This is a genomic window from Sporolactobacillus terrae, assembly GCF_019930545.1.
In the GTDB taxonomy this organism is placed as follows: Bacteria; Bacillota; Bacilli; order Bacillales; family Sporolactobacillaceae; genus Sporolactobacillus; species Sporolactobacillus terrae.
Genome location: NZ_CP082837.1, coordinates 1,916,416 through 1,930,692, shown reverse-complemented (window position 1 = coordinate 1,930,692; position 14,277 = coordinate 1,916,416). Strand labels below are relative to the sequence as shown.

Below are 14,277 nucleotides of genomic sequence, written 5' to 3'. Positions count from 1 at the left end.
CATGCTCTTTATCTGCTAATTTAGAATGATCAACAAAAGAACCTCGGCCAAATGCCGGGGTTTTCATAACTGACTGACCAATTGTTAGTCGCGTCTTTGATGCTTCGACCGATCTTGCGCGGATTGAAACGCCTGATCCAAGAGCCGTACAATACGCTTGGCGATGATCTTCGGTTTTTCCGGACAAGAGTCATTCAGCCACTTAATGGCTACGCCAACAATGGCATAACTGTAAAAGTCGCTCAAAAAATCGGCGAAATCGTTTGTTAGGGATAAATCGCCGTTATCGTCCAATTCGTCAATCCAATGGCGAATCAAAAGTTTCGTCTGCTCAAGTAAATAGTCGCTGAGTGAATTCTGGCTGGTAAATTCAAGGACTTTTATATAGAAATTCTGATTCTCATAGAGGTAGGTGAAGATGCGTTCAATGATCATTGCTGTATTTTCATAGTTCATATAATCCTGGATATTCTCGATTGCTTCTTCATAATAGATCCAGGAAACCAATTCATATTTATCCTTAAAATAATTGTAGAAGGTTTGTCTGCGCATGTGGCAATGACGCATGATGTCTCGAACCGTTACTTTTTCAAACGATTCCTTTTTCAAAAGTTCTCTTAATGCAGTGGCAATCGTTTTTTTGGTGATTAGTGATCCTGTCATCGGTTCAGCTTCGCCTCCGAACACCCCTATTTAAATTATACCATTGGGGAATTGACGCGGACTAGTAAAAGCGTAACAATACAGGTAAAAGAGAGGGATCGCTACGGTGAAAAAGATTATTAATCATAAAGCAGACATCATTGAAGATATGTTTCAAGGCATTGCCTTTAATTATCAGGATTTGTTAACACGTATTGGGCGGACGGGCATCTTCTATTCAAAAAAGTGGGCACGTGATCGGATTGCGGTGATTGGTGGGGGCGGAAGTGGGCATGAACCGACCGATACCGGATATGTCGGGGATGGGATGCTGACAGCAGCGGTGTGCGGGGAGCTGTTTACCCCGCCAAAAGCAGAATTAATAACTAGGGCCATTAAAGAGGTCGCTGGACCTGAAGGCGTTCTTCTCGTTGTGAAAAATTTCAAAGCGGACATTGAAGCATTTAATCAAGCCGCACAGTGGGCAAAGCAAGAAGGCATTCCTGTTGAAATGGTTATTGTTGCAGATGATATTTCAACAGAGCGTCTGGATCGCAAAACCTACGCGTTGACGCGAAGAGGCGTTGCCGGTACGGTCTTCGTTCAGAAAATAATTGGCGCAGCCGCTGCATCCGGATTGCGTTTGCCTGAATTGAAGAATTTAGGCGACCAAGTGGTTGAAGCGACAAAAACGCTGGGGGTTGCTCTGTCGCCTTCCACCATAACCAATCAAGATAAAGTTCTGTTTTCATTAAACGAAGACGAAATTTATTTTGGCATCGGGATTCACGGAGAGCCGGGTTACCGGATTGAGAAGATGCATTCCTCAGAACGACTGGCGATTGAACTGATGAATAAGCTGAAAAATGCGTTTGCATGGAAAAAAGGGGAAACATTTGCAATCATGGTCAATGGCCTTGGCTCGACGCCGCTTATGGATCAGTTTATTTTTGTTAATGACGTGGGTCGGCTGATCGAGTTGTACGGACTAAAAACCCCGATCAGAAAAACAGGCAACTATATGACCTCAAATGATATGTACGGCATTTCGCTAACGTTCCTTCGTCTCGCTGATCCGCAATGGTTGCGTTACCTGCAAATGCCAACGGATGCTTATGCATGGAAATAAAACCGATGCAACAGATCGTTGCTTTGCTTCCACTTAGCCGGAAAAGTCATGCTTAAACAGCAAACAGGTGGGGCAGTCCTTCTTTTAAAATGATTGTAAGAAGGCCTGACTCTGTCCTTGCAGCATTCATTTGGCAGCTGTTATGATAGAACAAAAGGAGGTGGGCGATTATGGCTGGGGAATTGAGCATGATCATGCAGGCGATTAGAGAAGTTGACGCGAACGTTAAAGGCATGCGCGTTGAAATGGACGAGATGAAACAAGATATCACAGAGATGAAGCAAGATATAGTTGTGATGAAAGAAGACATCATTGAGATGAAACAAGACATCTCAGAGATTAAACGTGATCTGAAAAAAACGAATCGGCGAATGGATGACATGTATGAGGATCTGTCCGATCAAATTAAAATGGTACATGATGAACATTGGGAAACCCGTAAAGAGGTTCAGAAGATCAAAAAGAAAATCGGTATGTAATTTCAGCCTTTCTTCTTCTGTGAATGAATCCTTTCTAACTTATGAACACACCTTCATCCACGTTATTATATGTTTAATCTCTTTTCTGCAAGGATTTAATCCACAATACTTCAATATGAATAGGTTCACCTTTTAAATTAAAATATGGCTGTAGCCCTTTCACGCTCCATCATTCCTTTTTAGTGTCACCGTCGTTCCTTTGTCAATTTCGGAGTCAACATGGATGCTTAATGAGAGCCGATTGGCGACTTCTTTTGCAAGGAAGAAACCGAGGCCGGTTGCTTTTTTGTCGCGGCGCCCGTTGTAACCGGTGAAGCCGTGTTCGAATAGGCGCGGCAGATCTTCTTTTAAGATGCCGATGCCGGTGTCGCTGATTTGAATCGATTTTGCTTTGATTTGGATGCTGACGTTGCCTTGTTTCGTGTATTTGACGCTATTACTGATGATTTGCTCAAGGGCGAAGCCGAGCCACTTTTCGTCTGTCGTCCAGGTCGTATCGCCATCAACGGTGACGCTCAGTCCTTTTCGAATGAACAGTGGGGCGAACTTGCGCACGATTGACTGAACGAGCGGCTTCATGGGCACTTTGGTAAAGCGATAATCGGTTTGCTCGTGGTTCAAGCGCAGGTAATGCAGCAGCATCTCCAAATAGTTTTCCAATTGAAACGTTTGCTCTTTCAATTCGTCTCGGGTAAAATCACCGGTTTGTCCCATCAAATTGAGGACAGAGAGCGGCACCTTCATCTGATGGCTCCATATACGCACCACATCGGTTAAGTCGTCATCAAAGTGTTTGATCGCGGCAATTTTCGTTTCGTAGTACTCTTTTTGTTCCTCGAGCAACTTCTGCATATCTTTTTCTGCTTGCGACTGCGGGCTTAAGTCAACCTGAGGAACGATTTGCTGGAGCCGTTGGTGGTGGCGGCGTTGAAATTGGTAATAGTCATAGCCGCTAAAAATGATCAGAACGGTCATGCTAAACAGCAAACTCGACCAGAACGTGCGCATGGGCAGACCACGCAGAGAAAAGGTCAGACTGATGACCACGACGATCACGAGGACGGCATAAATAAAATACTTTCGTTCACGCCAGTACATAGCCGACACCTCGCACCGTTCCGATGTAATCAAAGCCAATCGCGTGCAGTTTCTTGCGCATTCGAGCAATGTTGACGTGCAGAGCATTAGCATCAATGTATTCATCCGATTCCCAGAGCTTTGCAAGCAGTAGGTCTTTGGTCACCGTTTGGTTGGGCTGTTCGAAGAAGGTGCGCAGTAGTTTAGCTTCGGTTGGCGTCAAAACCGCTTTGTTCGTCCCCTTTTTCACTTCGGTACCTTCCAAGACGAAGCCGTTGAACGTCAATTGTGCTTGAGAAAAGCTGTAGGTTCGGCGCAGCAAGGCATTGATTTTCGCCTTCAACACGTCGACTGAAAACGGTTTGGTGACGTAATCGTCGGCCCCCATGTTCATTGCCATCACCTGGTTCATTTCGTCATCTGCCGAACTGAGAAAAAGGATTGGGGTTGTTGCATGTTTGCGAATCTCAGTTGTCCAGTAAAACCCGTTAAAATAGGGTAGGGTAATGTCCATCAGAATCAAATCCGGAGTCTCGGCTTCAATTTCTTGGCAGACGCTGCGAAAATTCTGTACGGAAACAACGGTATAGTCATTCAGCGCATAAGCGAGCTGTTTCACAATCGCTGCGTCGTCTTCCACAATAAAGACTTTAGTCATCAGAAATTCTCCCCTAGTGATTGTTATACTCATTCTACCGATTTTTTTGAAAAGGGACAAATGCGAAAAGAAGGAGCTCAAACAATCAATGATGAGACTCCTTCTCGGTTTCGAGCACCAACGCCGTCAGCCGTAACGCAGCATGGGCACCGTTTTCGGGCGATTAGCGTTCCACAATTCGGTAATAGGCGTGGCTCGTTTGTTTATAAATGATGTAGTAAATTGCAGCAACGACGGCGATTGTACCGATGCTTGTCAGCAACAGTAGGCCAAAGCGTGTTGTGCCAAATAAGCTGATCAATTTTTGAATCATGATGAAGGCAAAGCCGAAATGGACAATTGCGACGCCGATCGGCATGAAAAAGACGAGCAGCACTTGTGAGCGAATCGTTTGCCGCACTTCATCGCTGCTTAAACCGACTTCTTGCAGGATTTCGAAGCTGCGTTTATCTTGTTCTCCTTCAGAAATTTGTTTGTAGTAAATGATTAATGCGGTACCGAGAAAAAAGGTGAACCCTAAGACCAGGCCAATGAACAGGAAGCCGCCTGCAAAAGATATAAGTTGCTGGTGCATGTCATCATAACGTTCAAAGGTCGGAGGCATACCGGCAAGCGTTTTTTCTTCGCCGCGGTCATCCTGCTCGATTTTCGTTTTTGAGTCATCCCTGCGCTGAATCGGAGCGTCTCCATTTACACGATAATTGGATAAAGTAGTTTGAAGCTTCTTGGCATCTTTGCCCGTTAAATCGGCGCTGATGGTCGTATCAAAACCAAGCAGGTAATGATTGCCTGCCGCTTTGGTTGCATCGTCGAGTACGGGTTGAATTTGTGATTTTGAGTTGACAATCAGGATCAACCAGTTTGATGCCATCCTACTGGTTGATGGAAAATTGCGGATGCCGTTAATTTTTTGTTTGATTTTAAACGTGCGGTTCCCAAATTTTACTTGATTCTCGTTTAAGCTGCCAACTGCCGGGAAGGCAATCGCTTCATTTCCGCGCAGATGAACAGGGTTTCCAGTCAATGTGGTATAGGTTTCTGCAGTCATAAAGTTCACAGCCGTCAGATTGGCAAGGTTTTGTTTGTTCTCGAATTTGCCATTGTTCAATGCTCCGACGATGCTGTTTGACCGTTCGTAAACGACCGGATTGCTCAACTTTATTCCGTTTTTCTCAGCCACTTGATCAACGAGTTCAATGCTTTGCTGCTGCGTTGTATTGATGTTGATGATCGTGTTGCGCACGAAGTAGTCGTTCAGAAATCCATTGATACTGGAAAAGAGGCCAACCGTTGTGGCTAAGGTGACGAACGTCATCGTCACCAAAATCGTTATATTTGCCAATCCCACCGCATTTTGTTTCATGCGATACAGCATGCTTGAAACGGTAATGAAGTGTTTTGGTTGATAGTAATAGCCTTTATTTTTCTTCTGACGTTTGAGCAGCCAAATTGTAAAGCTCATGTAGAACAGCAGCGTACCGAAGATGACAAACAGTACGGCGATAAAGAATTTCGTTAGGGCGTCGAGCGGCGAGGCAACCGTTACGGCAAGGTAATAACCGATGCCCAATGAGACAAGGCCAAGCAGGGCGAGAATGCCGCGTGACTTGGGCTCTTTTTCACCTTTGTTCGCATTTTTGAGCAATTCCAGACTGGACTGACGACGGATCGAGAAGCTGCTGATGATCATCAAGAGTAGATAGATACACGCAAATAGAACCGTCACAATCCCAACTGCAAGCGGACTCCACTGCAAGTCGAAATAATTTTCACCTACTAGGTTAATTAAGATGAGGTATAAAAATTTGGCCAATACAATGCCAAGAATGGTTCCAGCAACCACAGTCACAAGAAACATCATCAGCAGCTCCAGTATAGAAATGCGGACAATCTGCCGTTTTTTCAGACCGAGAATATTATAGAGTCCAAATTCTTTTGTCCGTCTTTTAAGTAAAAAACGATAACTATAAATCATAAAGATGGTCGCAAAGATGGTCAAAACGATCAATCCTAAGCTCAGCAGCATCGCGAAGTTTTCCCAACGCTGCAGCTTTTTCAAGCTTGGACTCAGCAAAATCGTTGCGATCATAAGATTCATGAGAAACATCACAACACTTGAAAGTGCAAAGGGAAGAAAATTGCTCATGGATTGATGTATGTTGCGACCGGCTAATTTCACGTAAAACAAATTATCTCACCTCCGTGCCCAGCAGGTTCGTCATTGTCATGCTGATCTCTTGCATGAAATCGGCGGCTTCTCGATTTGCGCGGTAAAGCTGATGAAAGATGCGACCGTCTTTAATAAACAACACGCGTTTGGCGTGACTTGCGGCGATCGCCGAGTGCGTCACCATCAGAATGGTTTGCCCCGTTTCATTGATATCTTCAAGAAGGGTGAGCAGTCCCTCGCTGTTCTTGAAGTCGAGCGCTGCAGTCGGTTCATCGGCGAGAACAAGTTCCGGTTCGGTGATCAGTGCGCGTGCGATTGCCACACGCTGTTTCTGACCGCCGGATAACTCGAAGGGCTGTTTGTTCAGCAGATCGCTGATATTTAATCTCGGTGCGAGTTTTTCTAGGCGCTGTTCCATCACGCGTACTTTTTGGCGACCAAGGACGAGCGGCAAGAAAATATTGTCGCGAACCGACAGGGTATCGAGCAGATTGAAGTCCTGAAAAATGAACCCCAAATGGGTACGGCGAAACTCCGCCAGTTTGTTTTCCTTAATTTTTGTGACGTCCTGACCGCTCAGGAGCACAGACCCAGACGTCGGTTTTTCAAGTGTGGCCAATGTATTCAGCAAGGTTGTTTTCCCCGAGCCGCTTTCCCCCATAATGGCGATGTATTCGCCGTCCTCAACACTAAAGGTTACATCGTGCAAGGCAACGGTTTTTTCTTTACTGAAGCGTGTCTGAAAAATTTTCTGCAAATGATTGACTTGTAACAACATCGTGATCGCTCCTTGACTTTAATTTATCTGATGTGTCTAGTATACAAGGGTTTGTGCGGCGCTTGCTTACAGTTCCAAGGCCGCGGCTTACAGATCTGTAAGGTTGCTTATCGACTCATGCCCCAGCCGATGGATAAAAAATCGGTCTGTAGAAGGAGCTGTCTTTCCGTCTCCCGTGCATTATGGGCAGACCAACGTTCCTTTATAGTTAGTAGAAAAGGAGGAAAAGCCAGTTGGATCGCATTCTAATGAACGCAGTTCCCGGGTTGAACAGGGATGACGATGCACTTCAAAACGTATTAGACGAGGAGGCATGCAGATGAAAATAGATGATCATCGAAAGAAAAAGAACAAACCCTCAAACGATTGGGCGATTGAAGCACATGGGCTGATGAAACAATTCGGCAAACACCGCGCGGTCGATGGGGTGGATTTAAACGTGCCGGCAGGATCTATTTATGGTGTGCTGGGGCCGAATGGAGCGGGTAAAACAACAACGATCCGAATGCTTTCGACATTATTAAGACCGGATGCAGGAACCGCGCGAATTTTCGGGCATGATGTGAGCAATGAGTCGCATCGCGTCCGCCAATTAATTGGCGTGACCGGTCAGTATGCATCGGTGGATGAAACGCTCAGTGCAACGGAAAATTTAATGATTTTTTCAAGGTTGCTTGGGCTGAGCCGCGCTGACGCACGGCGCAAGTCGGCAGAGCTTTTGCAGGCATTTGGTCTGACGGAAGCAGCCAAACGTCCATTGAAACATTTCTCGGGCGGAATGCGCCGCCGTTTGGATTTGGCGGCAAGCTTGATTGCACAACCGCCGCTGATCTTTTTGGATGAACCGACCACGGGGCTTGATCCGCGCACGCGAAATCAAATGTGGGCAACAATCCGTAATTTGGTGGATAGTGGATCAACCGTGCTGCTGACCACACAATATTTGCAGGAAGCGGATGAACTGGCGGATCGCATTGCGGTCATTGATCAAGGAAGGGTGGTTGCCGAAGGGACGGCGAATGAGCTGAAGGCCTCCATTGGCCGTTCCTCATTGCAGATTCGTATTCAGGACCCAACTAAAACAGAACAGGCGCGCGGTATCATCGAACAAGCACTTACGGTTGCCTCGGCTGTTTCTCCAGAAGGCGGCAAGATTACCGCTCCTTTAGCAGATGCCGATAGAGTGACGGATTTGCTGATTGCTCTGCGTGCAGCGGATGTTCATTTAGCAGAACTCAGTGTGCAGAAGCCAACACTTGACGAAGTCTTCCTCACCATTACGGGGCATGGCGTAAATGAAAATAAGGCCAAAAATAAACAAAAATTGGGGGCAGCTAATCGATGAAAACAACCACCATTCAGCCCGTTGCCGATCGCCACTTGAGAAGAAATACAAGCTTTACGCAGAGTTTAGCCAACTCCGTTACGATGGCCTATAGGGGGTTGCTGAAAATTAAGCGCACACCGGAACAATTATTTGACGTGACACTCCAGCCAATTATCTTTACGCTGATGTTCACTTATATTTTTGGTGGCGCCATTTCAGGAAATGTAACCCGTTATTTGCCAGTCATTATCCCCGGTATCTTGGTGCAAACGGTCATTACGACCTCGATTGTGACCGGCGTGCAGCTGCGCGAAGATATGGACAAAGGAGTATTTGATCGCTTTAAGTCGCTGCCGATTGCACGGATCGCCCCACTTGCCGGTGCACTTCTGGCCGACACGGTTCGTTACACGATTGCGACAATACTTACATTTTCAATGGGCTACCTTATGGGGTATCGACCCGACGGAGGGCTTACTGATGTTGTCCTTGCTGGTTTGCTTGTGATTGTTTGCTCTTGGTCAATCAGCTGGATCTTCGCTTTCTTCGGCGTGATCGCGCGAACCGCGTCAAGCGTTCAAGGCATTTCGATGCTCGTTTTGTTTCCGCTCACGTTTCTGTCAAATGCTTTTGTACCGGTCAATACGCTGCCGGACTGGCTGCAGTGGTTCGCAAAAATAAATCCGGTGTCTCATTTAATTACAGCTGTAAGGCATCTGACCAATTCCGGAGCTTTTGGCTGGGATTTCACAGTGACGTTGATTGGTGCAGCTGTTATCGTTGTCGTCTTTGCTCCGCTTACCGTTCGCGCGTATATGCATCGGACCTAATTGTGGTGTACACCGACCGCCTAGGGCGTGGATCTTGAATCATTTATCAACTTAGGCTTTTGATTCCATCGGTCTAATGCAGGAATCATTTCTCCTTCTGAAGAATAGAGTAAGGGAGAGGTGTTGCGACTTGCAAGCGACTGAAATTCCACGATTTAACTTTATTGAATGGCAAAAGGATCAAAACGCCGGCCCCAAAGAGCATTTTTATTTCGCGACAACGGATGTGAATGAGGCGGTTGATCATTACCTCCGTAGGCTTCGTGAACACCATCCGTTTTATATGACGATTAGTTCGGTTGACGGCCGCATCTGTTTTGCGAGAGCCAATGGGCTCAGCAGCGATAAGACCAAGCCGAGGATTATCAATATGAATCCAGATTTAAACCAAAAAATAAACAACGATACATGGTTTACACACCAATTTATGAAAACGATCGAGAGAAAATTAAGTTGAATTGTTTCTGTGGCGGCCAAATAGAGTCTGACTTTTTTAGTTAACAAGATTCATGCACGAAACACGAGACGTAAGGCACGAAAAAAGAGTCTTAGAGCGCCAGCTTTAAGACTCTTTTCTTTTTAATCGAATTGGTCGGCTTTATCTTCCTCACTTTGATATTCCAAAAGATCTCCAGGCTGACAGTTTAAAGCCTTACAGATTCCTTCCAGCGTTGAAAAGCGAATGGCTTTAGCCTTTCCGTTCTTCAATATTGACAGGTTTGCCATCGTCAGTCCCACTTTTTCAGAGAGCGCGGTAACACTCATTTTCCGCTTTGCCAGCATCACATCAAGATGAATAATAATCGCCATAGGGTTCACCTCAGATTGTTAGATCATTTTCTGATTTTATTGCAATGGCGTTTTGTAACAGCTTTTGCAGCACCGCGGCAAAAACGGCAATCACCATACAGCCGAAAATGATCGTCATCCCAATGATAACCATGCCAGGAGTGTCATCTGCTTCCGCCATAAGATAGATGACCGGCATAAACGCAACATAGAAGACACCGATGATCACGGCACAATATTTGATGTTCTTCAGTGAAGTGACCGATAGCTCCGAGAAAGCCTCGTTCTTATCGATATACGTGAGGAGTTTGAATGTCTGATACAATGCAGCGAAAAAGACGAGTGCTGTAATATATAGTCCGGCTAAAAAAGGATACTGCAAATAGGCGAACTTTGGATATAATGCTGCAAAAAAGGCAGTGAGCCTAGGCAGAACAAAGATACATGCAGCCAGGATCGGCAGCCCTATTAGAAAAACAGCGAGCTTTAAGAAAAGTGTTTCTCGTTTCATCAAAAGCACCTCACTCAGTTGTTTGCACATTGATTTTACTCTATTTGTTATTGCTTATCAATAAATGTTTATTCAAAGTCAATAAAGTCTTCATGTCCCCTTTATACATTGAGAAGAAGCAGTGCGATAAAATAAGCTCCCGTAAAAACATGATGGAGGAGGTTAATGCGATGAAAAATAAAACAGCCATTTGCTATTCTACTTACTAAAGTAGCGCTAAGGATGATCAGAACAAGCAGTAAAGGCAAGTGGGTGCTGATCATGAGCATGCCCATAATCAGACATACCAGATGCATGCATAGAAAATAGACGACAACGACTTTTTGATCTGTTTTTGACCATATGACGATTCCGGAAATAAGACAAAATAGGGCGTAAACAATCAATCCGATTGCACTGATGATCATTGAAGTTCCTCCTATAACATGAGATTATACTTAGTAAAAACGATGGGGTCGACCCCACGTCAAGAGGGAAGATGTAACGATGAAAATCGGTGCATTTGTTGCGCGCTGTGAAACAACTAAGGATACCATTCGCCATTATGAACAGCTGCATCTGATACAGCCGAAGAAAATTGGTACCTACAAAGACTATGGTGAAAAAGAATTTGTCGATTTTCAAGTAGTGAAGGAAATGCAAAAAATGGATTTATCTTTAGCGCAGATACAGCAAATTTTTTGCATGAAGGAAAAATCCGGTTGTGGGACTGCGACACTCATTCAGTCAGTGCTTGAAGCGCTTAAAAAACAGAGTTTTGCCTTAGCTGCCGAAGAACAACGAATCAAACAGAAGCGTGTGAGAACTGAACATCTGATTGCAAAACTAAAGAGAATCGAAAGCTCAATGCAGTGACTCCATTTGTGAACAAAAACGAATATTGGTCTGTGATCAGAAAACGAACACACCCAGTGGATCAATGATCTAAACCCTGATCCGAAACGATGTGGAGGCACAGATAAAGCAAAAAATCCCCTGAGAGAGTCAGAGAATTTTTGCTGCTGGCTATTATGGATTGAGCAATTTGTTTAATGCTTTTGCTTGATCGTTAAGCAACTCGGCGGCTTGTCCAATTTTATCGAATACTTGTGTGGCTACTTCCATTGTCTCGTGGCTCACCTTGGCATTATGTTGAAGATTGCCTGATCGATCGGCAATTTGATTGACATTGGCGATTATCAGTCTTGTCTGTTCCTCCACCTTTTTAATGGACTGATGAACTTGATCGGATAGTTTTTGCATTTCTTTAGCAATCACGATAAAGCTGCGGCCGCTTTCTCCGGAACGGGCGCCTTCAATTCCTGCATTAATGGCAAGAATATGCGTCTGTTCGGAGATATCGCGGATGATTTCAACGACGCCGTTGATCTGTTTGATCTCTTGCTGAAGGGTCGCGAGTGTTTCCGCATTTTCATTAGAAAAGCGTTCAACATTCGTGATTTCCTTATTAAGTGCCTTGGTCTGATGATTCCCTGCTTGCGCCTGTTCATGGAGATCCGCAGCCGTGTCTTTTAAGCTGTCCGTGAATTGTTTGATGCGCTGTTCACGCTGGCTAATATTGGTTGCAACCTTCAGCACGCCAATCACATGGCTATGCGTTTCATCGAAAATCGGCATGTAGGTTGCTTCCAGCCACACGGCATGGCCGAGTTTGTCTTTACGTTTAACCTTATCTTGAAAGCGGTTGCCGCCAAGCAGCTTATTCCAAAAGTCTTGATAATCTGCGCTGCTTGCAAAATCAGGAAAACAGAGCATTGCGTGATCCATACCGATCATTTCTTCTTTAGTGTAGCCCAGTGCTTTCGAAAAATTATCATTAACAAAAATGACTTTATGATTCGTGTTAAAACTAATGAGTGATAGATTTTCTTCAAAAGCCCTGCTCAGAAGCTGAAGATCAAATTTTTGTTTTTCTTGTATCATGTTCCTCCTCCTTCTATTTAGGCGAGTACATTCTACACTTTATTTGCGTTTAAAGATAGATGAGAGATCATACCCATCAATATTTTTCTAAATTCGATTGAGTGAGCGAAAAGCTAAAAAGAGATTCATGTATATTTTTTTGCAAATTTTCATGACTATTATAGGTGAACTTTTTTATTTATACAGGTCCGGGTACATTTCTTTGGTCAAATTTTCGAGACCGTCAAGGGTGTTATAGCTGTAACTGAACATGTAGTTATAGTCCATGGTGTAGATCTTTTTGTTCTTGATCGCTTTCATACTTGATAGTTTCGGATTAGAATAGAGGGCTTTTTTCATCGTCTTGCCGTCGCCTTCCCAATCGAGAACGATCAGCACATCGGGATTGGTTTTTACTAGGGTTTCAACACTGACGTTGCCGTTTTGATTTTGGAAGACGTTATCGAGTTTGACCATCTTGAATGCATTGTTGAAGAACGTCTCACCATAGGCAGAATAGACGTAAACTTCTTTTGGATCCGACATATGCAAATAGGCAAAGGTTTGCGGTTTTTTTATTTTTGTTAAGTCTGATGTGATTTTTTTCTGTTTCGCTTTCAATTGGTCGGAAAATGCTTTTGCTCGATCCTGTACATTAAAGAGCTTTCCAAGATTGTCGATATCTTCGTAGATTGAATCATAAGTACCGCCTTTGATCGATGACTTGAGGACATAGGTGTTGATACCCATATTATTCAGTGAATCAACGGTTCCAACACCCCAGTCGGCATTGTCAAACAAACCGCCGCGACTGACAATGATGTCCGGGTTGGTTCCGATTGCCGCTTCTTTGCCCACATAGGAGCTGCTTAATTTCTTTAATGCGTCATAGTCTTTGGCAACCGTTTGATCCGGAGCCCCGAAGTTGCCGCCAACGCCGACGATTTGCTCTTTTAGCCCAAGATGCAGCAGCAGCTCGGCAACGGTTCGGGTTGTTGCCATAACGCGTTTCGGTTGTTTTTTAATGACCTGATCTTTTTTCTTCCACTCGCTTCCGCCTTCAGCTTTCGTATAATTATGGATAGTCAGCGGGTAGTTGGATTTACTGCTCTTGCTGTTTTTGTCCGATGTACTGGTTGCGCTGCTGCAGCCGGCCAGCAGCAAGAGCGCTGCCAAACCGCAGGCGATGAATGACTTCTTTTTCATGATGATGATCCTCCTTATAGTCCGTAAGCAAATCCCAGTCGATGAGTGACCGGGTTTATAAAGGTCTGACATTTTATTTGATAAAGCGCTTCAATGATTTTGGGAGTAAGCACTTCTTCAGGCTTTCCATGGGCATAGACGTCGCCATCTTTAACGGCATAGACATAGTCGCAATACATAACTGCCAGTTCTAGATCGTGGAGCGCGGCGAGGACGCTGATGCCCAGCTGCTTGACACAGGAGAGAATCTCAAACTGATAACGAATATCCAAATGATTGGTCGGTTCGTCGAGAATCATTAATTGCGGCTGTTGTGCAATTGTACGCGCAAGAATGACCCGTTGTTTCTCGCCGCCGGAAAGCGACAGATAGCTGCGTTTCCGGTAATCCGTTAATCGCGTGCGCCGCAGCGCTTCGTCAACACGATGAAAATCATTTGGCTGATCCGGCTCCAGCAGCTTTTTATGCGGGGTACGGCCAAGCAGGACCATTTGTTCAACGGTCAAATCAAAGCTCATTTCATTAAACTGTCCAACAACACCGAGTTTCTGTGACACCTGTTTCTCCGAGCTTTTCAGAACGTCGAGGTTGTCCAAATAGACGGTGCCGCTCTCGGGGGTGAGACTTTTGTAAATGCTTTTTAGCAGCGTTGATTTGCCGCAGCCGTTGGGGCCGATGAGACCAACAAATTGTTTGTTTTTGACAAATACCGATGCATGTTTGATGATTTCTTTTTTCCCTCGTCGTACTGTCAATTCTTTTGCTGCGAGTTCCATTGC

17 protein-coding genes are annotated in these 14,277 nt (G+C 44.8%); 6 read left to right on the top strand and 11 right to left on the bottom strand.

The window, feature by feature from the left end; translation table 11 throughout:
• Positions 1–84 precede the first annotated feature (84 nt).
• Positions 85–663, bottom strand: a complete 579-nt coding sequence (gene dhaS / locus K7399_RS09140) for a dihydroxyacetone kinase transcriptional activator DhaS (RefSeq protein WP_028975678.1) — start codon at positions 661–663, stop codon at positions 85–87.
• 106 nt (positions 664–769) lie between these two features.
• Here dhaS and K7399_RS09135 point away from each other — a divergent pair, with 106 nt between their 5' ends.
• Both K7399_RS09135 and K7399_RS09130 read left to right on the top strand, forming a co-directional pair.
• The gene (locus K7399_RS09135) at positions 770–1,771 is read left to right on the top strand and encodes a dihydroxyacetone kinase subunit DhaK (protein ID WP_028975677.1); all 1,002 of its coding nucleotides are present in this window, start codon (positions 770–772) and stop codon (positions 1,769–1,771) included.
• Positions 1,772–1,941: 170 nt separating this feature from the next.
• Positions 1,942–2,250, top strand: coding sequence for a coiled-coil domain-containing protein (locus tag K7399_RS09130; RefSeq protein WP_037562612.1), 309 nt, complete (start codon positions 1,942–1,944; stop codon positions 2,248–2,250).
• 159 nt (positions 2,251–2,409) lie between these two features.
• Here K7399_RS09130 and K7399_RS09125 read toward each other — a convergent pair whose 3' ends face one another.
• The 4 genes from K7399_RS09125 to K7399_RS09110 form a co-directional block, all read right to left on the bottom strand.
• A complete protein-coding gene (locus tag K7399_RS09125; protein ID WP_028975676.1) occupies positions 2,410–3,348 on the bottom strand; it encodes a sensor histidine kinase in 939 nt (312 codons plus the stop codon).
• Complete coding sequence (locus tag K7399_RS09120; RefSeq protein ID WP_223362283.1) at positions 3,335–3,985, bottom strand: response regulator transcription factor; 651 nt, start codon at positions 3,983–3,985, stop codon at positions 3,335–3,337. Before K7399_RS09120 ends, K7399_RS09125 begins: the two co-directional genes overlap by 14 nt.
• A 163-nt stretch (positions 3,986–4,148) precedes the next feature.
• A complete protein-coding gene (locus K7399_RS09115) occupies positions 4,149–6,164 on the bottom strand; it encodes an FtsX-like permease family protein (protein ID WP_223362597.1) in 2,016 nt (671 codons plus the stop codon).
• 10 nt (positions 6,165–6,174) lie between these two features.
• On the bottom strand, positions 6,175–6,933 hold the full coding sequence (locus K7399_RS09110) for an ABC transporter ATP-binding protein (protein ID WP_028975673.1): 759 nt from the start codon (positions 6,931–6,933) through the stop codon (positions 6,175–6,177).
• Positions 6,934–7,252: 319 nt separating this feature from the next.
• On the opposite strand from K7399_RS09110, the gene K7399_RS09105 reads away from it, so the two are divergent.
• From K7399_RS09105 to K7399_RS09095, 3 genes are all read left to right on the top strand, one after another.
• Complete coding sequence (locus K7399_RS09105; RefSeq protein ID WP_037562609.1) at positions 7,253–8,278, top strand: daunorubicin resistance protein DrrA family ABC transporter ATP-binding protein; 1,026 nt, start codon at positions 7,253–7,255, stop codon at positions 8,276–8,278.
• A complete protein-coding gene (locus K7399_RS09100; protein ID WP_028975671.1) occupies positions 8,275–9,090 on the top strand; it encodes an ABC transporter permease in 816 nt (271 codons plus the stop codon). The genes K7399_RS09105 and K7399_RS09100 overlap by 4 nt, the downstream gene beginning before the upstream one ends.
• A 130-nt stretch (positions 9,091–9,220) precedes the next feature.
• Positions 9,221–9,547, top strand: coding sequence for a hypothetical protein (locus tag K7399_RS09095; protein WP_028975670.1), 327 nt, complete (start codon positions 9,221–9,223; stop codon positions 9,545–9,547).
• A 122-nt stretch (positions 9,548–9,669) separates the two neighbouring features.
• On the opposite strand, the gene K7399_RS09090 is transcribed toward K7399_RS09095, so the two are convergent.
• From K7399_RS09090 to K7399_RS09080, 3 genes are all read right to left on the bottom strand, one after another.
• Positions 9,670–9,900, bottom strand: a complete 231-nt coding sequence (locus K7399_RS09090; RefSeq protein ID WP_028975669.1) for a helix-turn-helix domain-containing protein — start codon at positions 9,898–9,900, stop codon at positions 9,670–9,672.
• Positions 9,901–9,910: 10 nt separating this feature from the next.
• Positions 9,911–10,393, bottom strand: coding sequence for a DUF2975 domain-containing protein (locus tag K7399_RS09085; protein WP_028975668.1), 483 nt, complete (start codon positions 10,391–10,393; stop codon positions 9,911–9,913).
• A 98-nt stretch (positions 10,394–10,491) separates the two neighbouring features.
• On the bottom strand, positions 10,492–10,797 hold the full coding sequence (locus K7399_RS09080; protein WP_028975667.1) for a hypothetical protein: 306 nt from the start codon (positions 10,795–10,797) through the stop codon (positions 10,492–10,494).
• A gap of 79 nt (positions 10,798–10,876) precedes the next feature.
• Here K7399_RS09080 and K7399_RS09075 point away from each other — a divergent pair, with 79 nt between their 5' ends.
• Entirely contained in the window at positions 10,877–11,245 is a 369-nt protein-coding gene (locus K7399_RS09075; protein WP_028975666.1) for a MerR family transcriptional regulator, read from the top strand.
• A 153-nt stretch (positions 11,246–11,398) separates the two neighbouring features.
• Here K7399_RS09075 and K7399_RS09070 read toward each other — a convergent pair whose 3' ends face one another.
• The 3 genes from K7399_RS09070 to K7399_RS09060 form a co-directional block, all read right to left on the bottom strand.
• A complete protein-coding gene (locus K7399_RS09070) occupies positions 11,399–12,313 on the bottom strand; it encodes a methyl-accepting chemotaxis protein (protein WP_028975665.1) in 915 nt (304 codons plus the stop codon).
• 174 nt (positions 12,314–12,487) lie between these two features.
• Positions 12,488–13,498, bottom strand: a complete 1,011-nt coding sequence (locus K7399_RS09065) for an ABC transporter substrate-binding protein (protein WP_028975664.1) — start codon at positions 13,496–13,498, stop codon at positions 12,488–12,490.
• Positions 13,499–13,512: 14 nt separating this feature from the next.
• Positions 13,513–14,274 carry an ABC transporter ATP-binding protein gene (locus K7399_RS09060; RefSeq protein WP_028975663.1) on the bottom strand — a complete coding sequence of 254 codons (762 nt, stop codon included), beginning with the start codon at positions 14,272–14,274 and terminating at the stop codon, positions 13,513–13,515.
• Between the last annotated feature and the right edge of the window lie 3 nt (positions 14,275–14,277).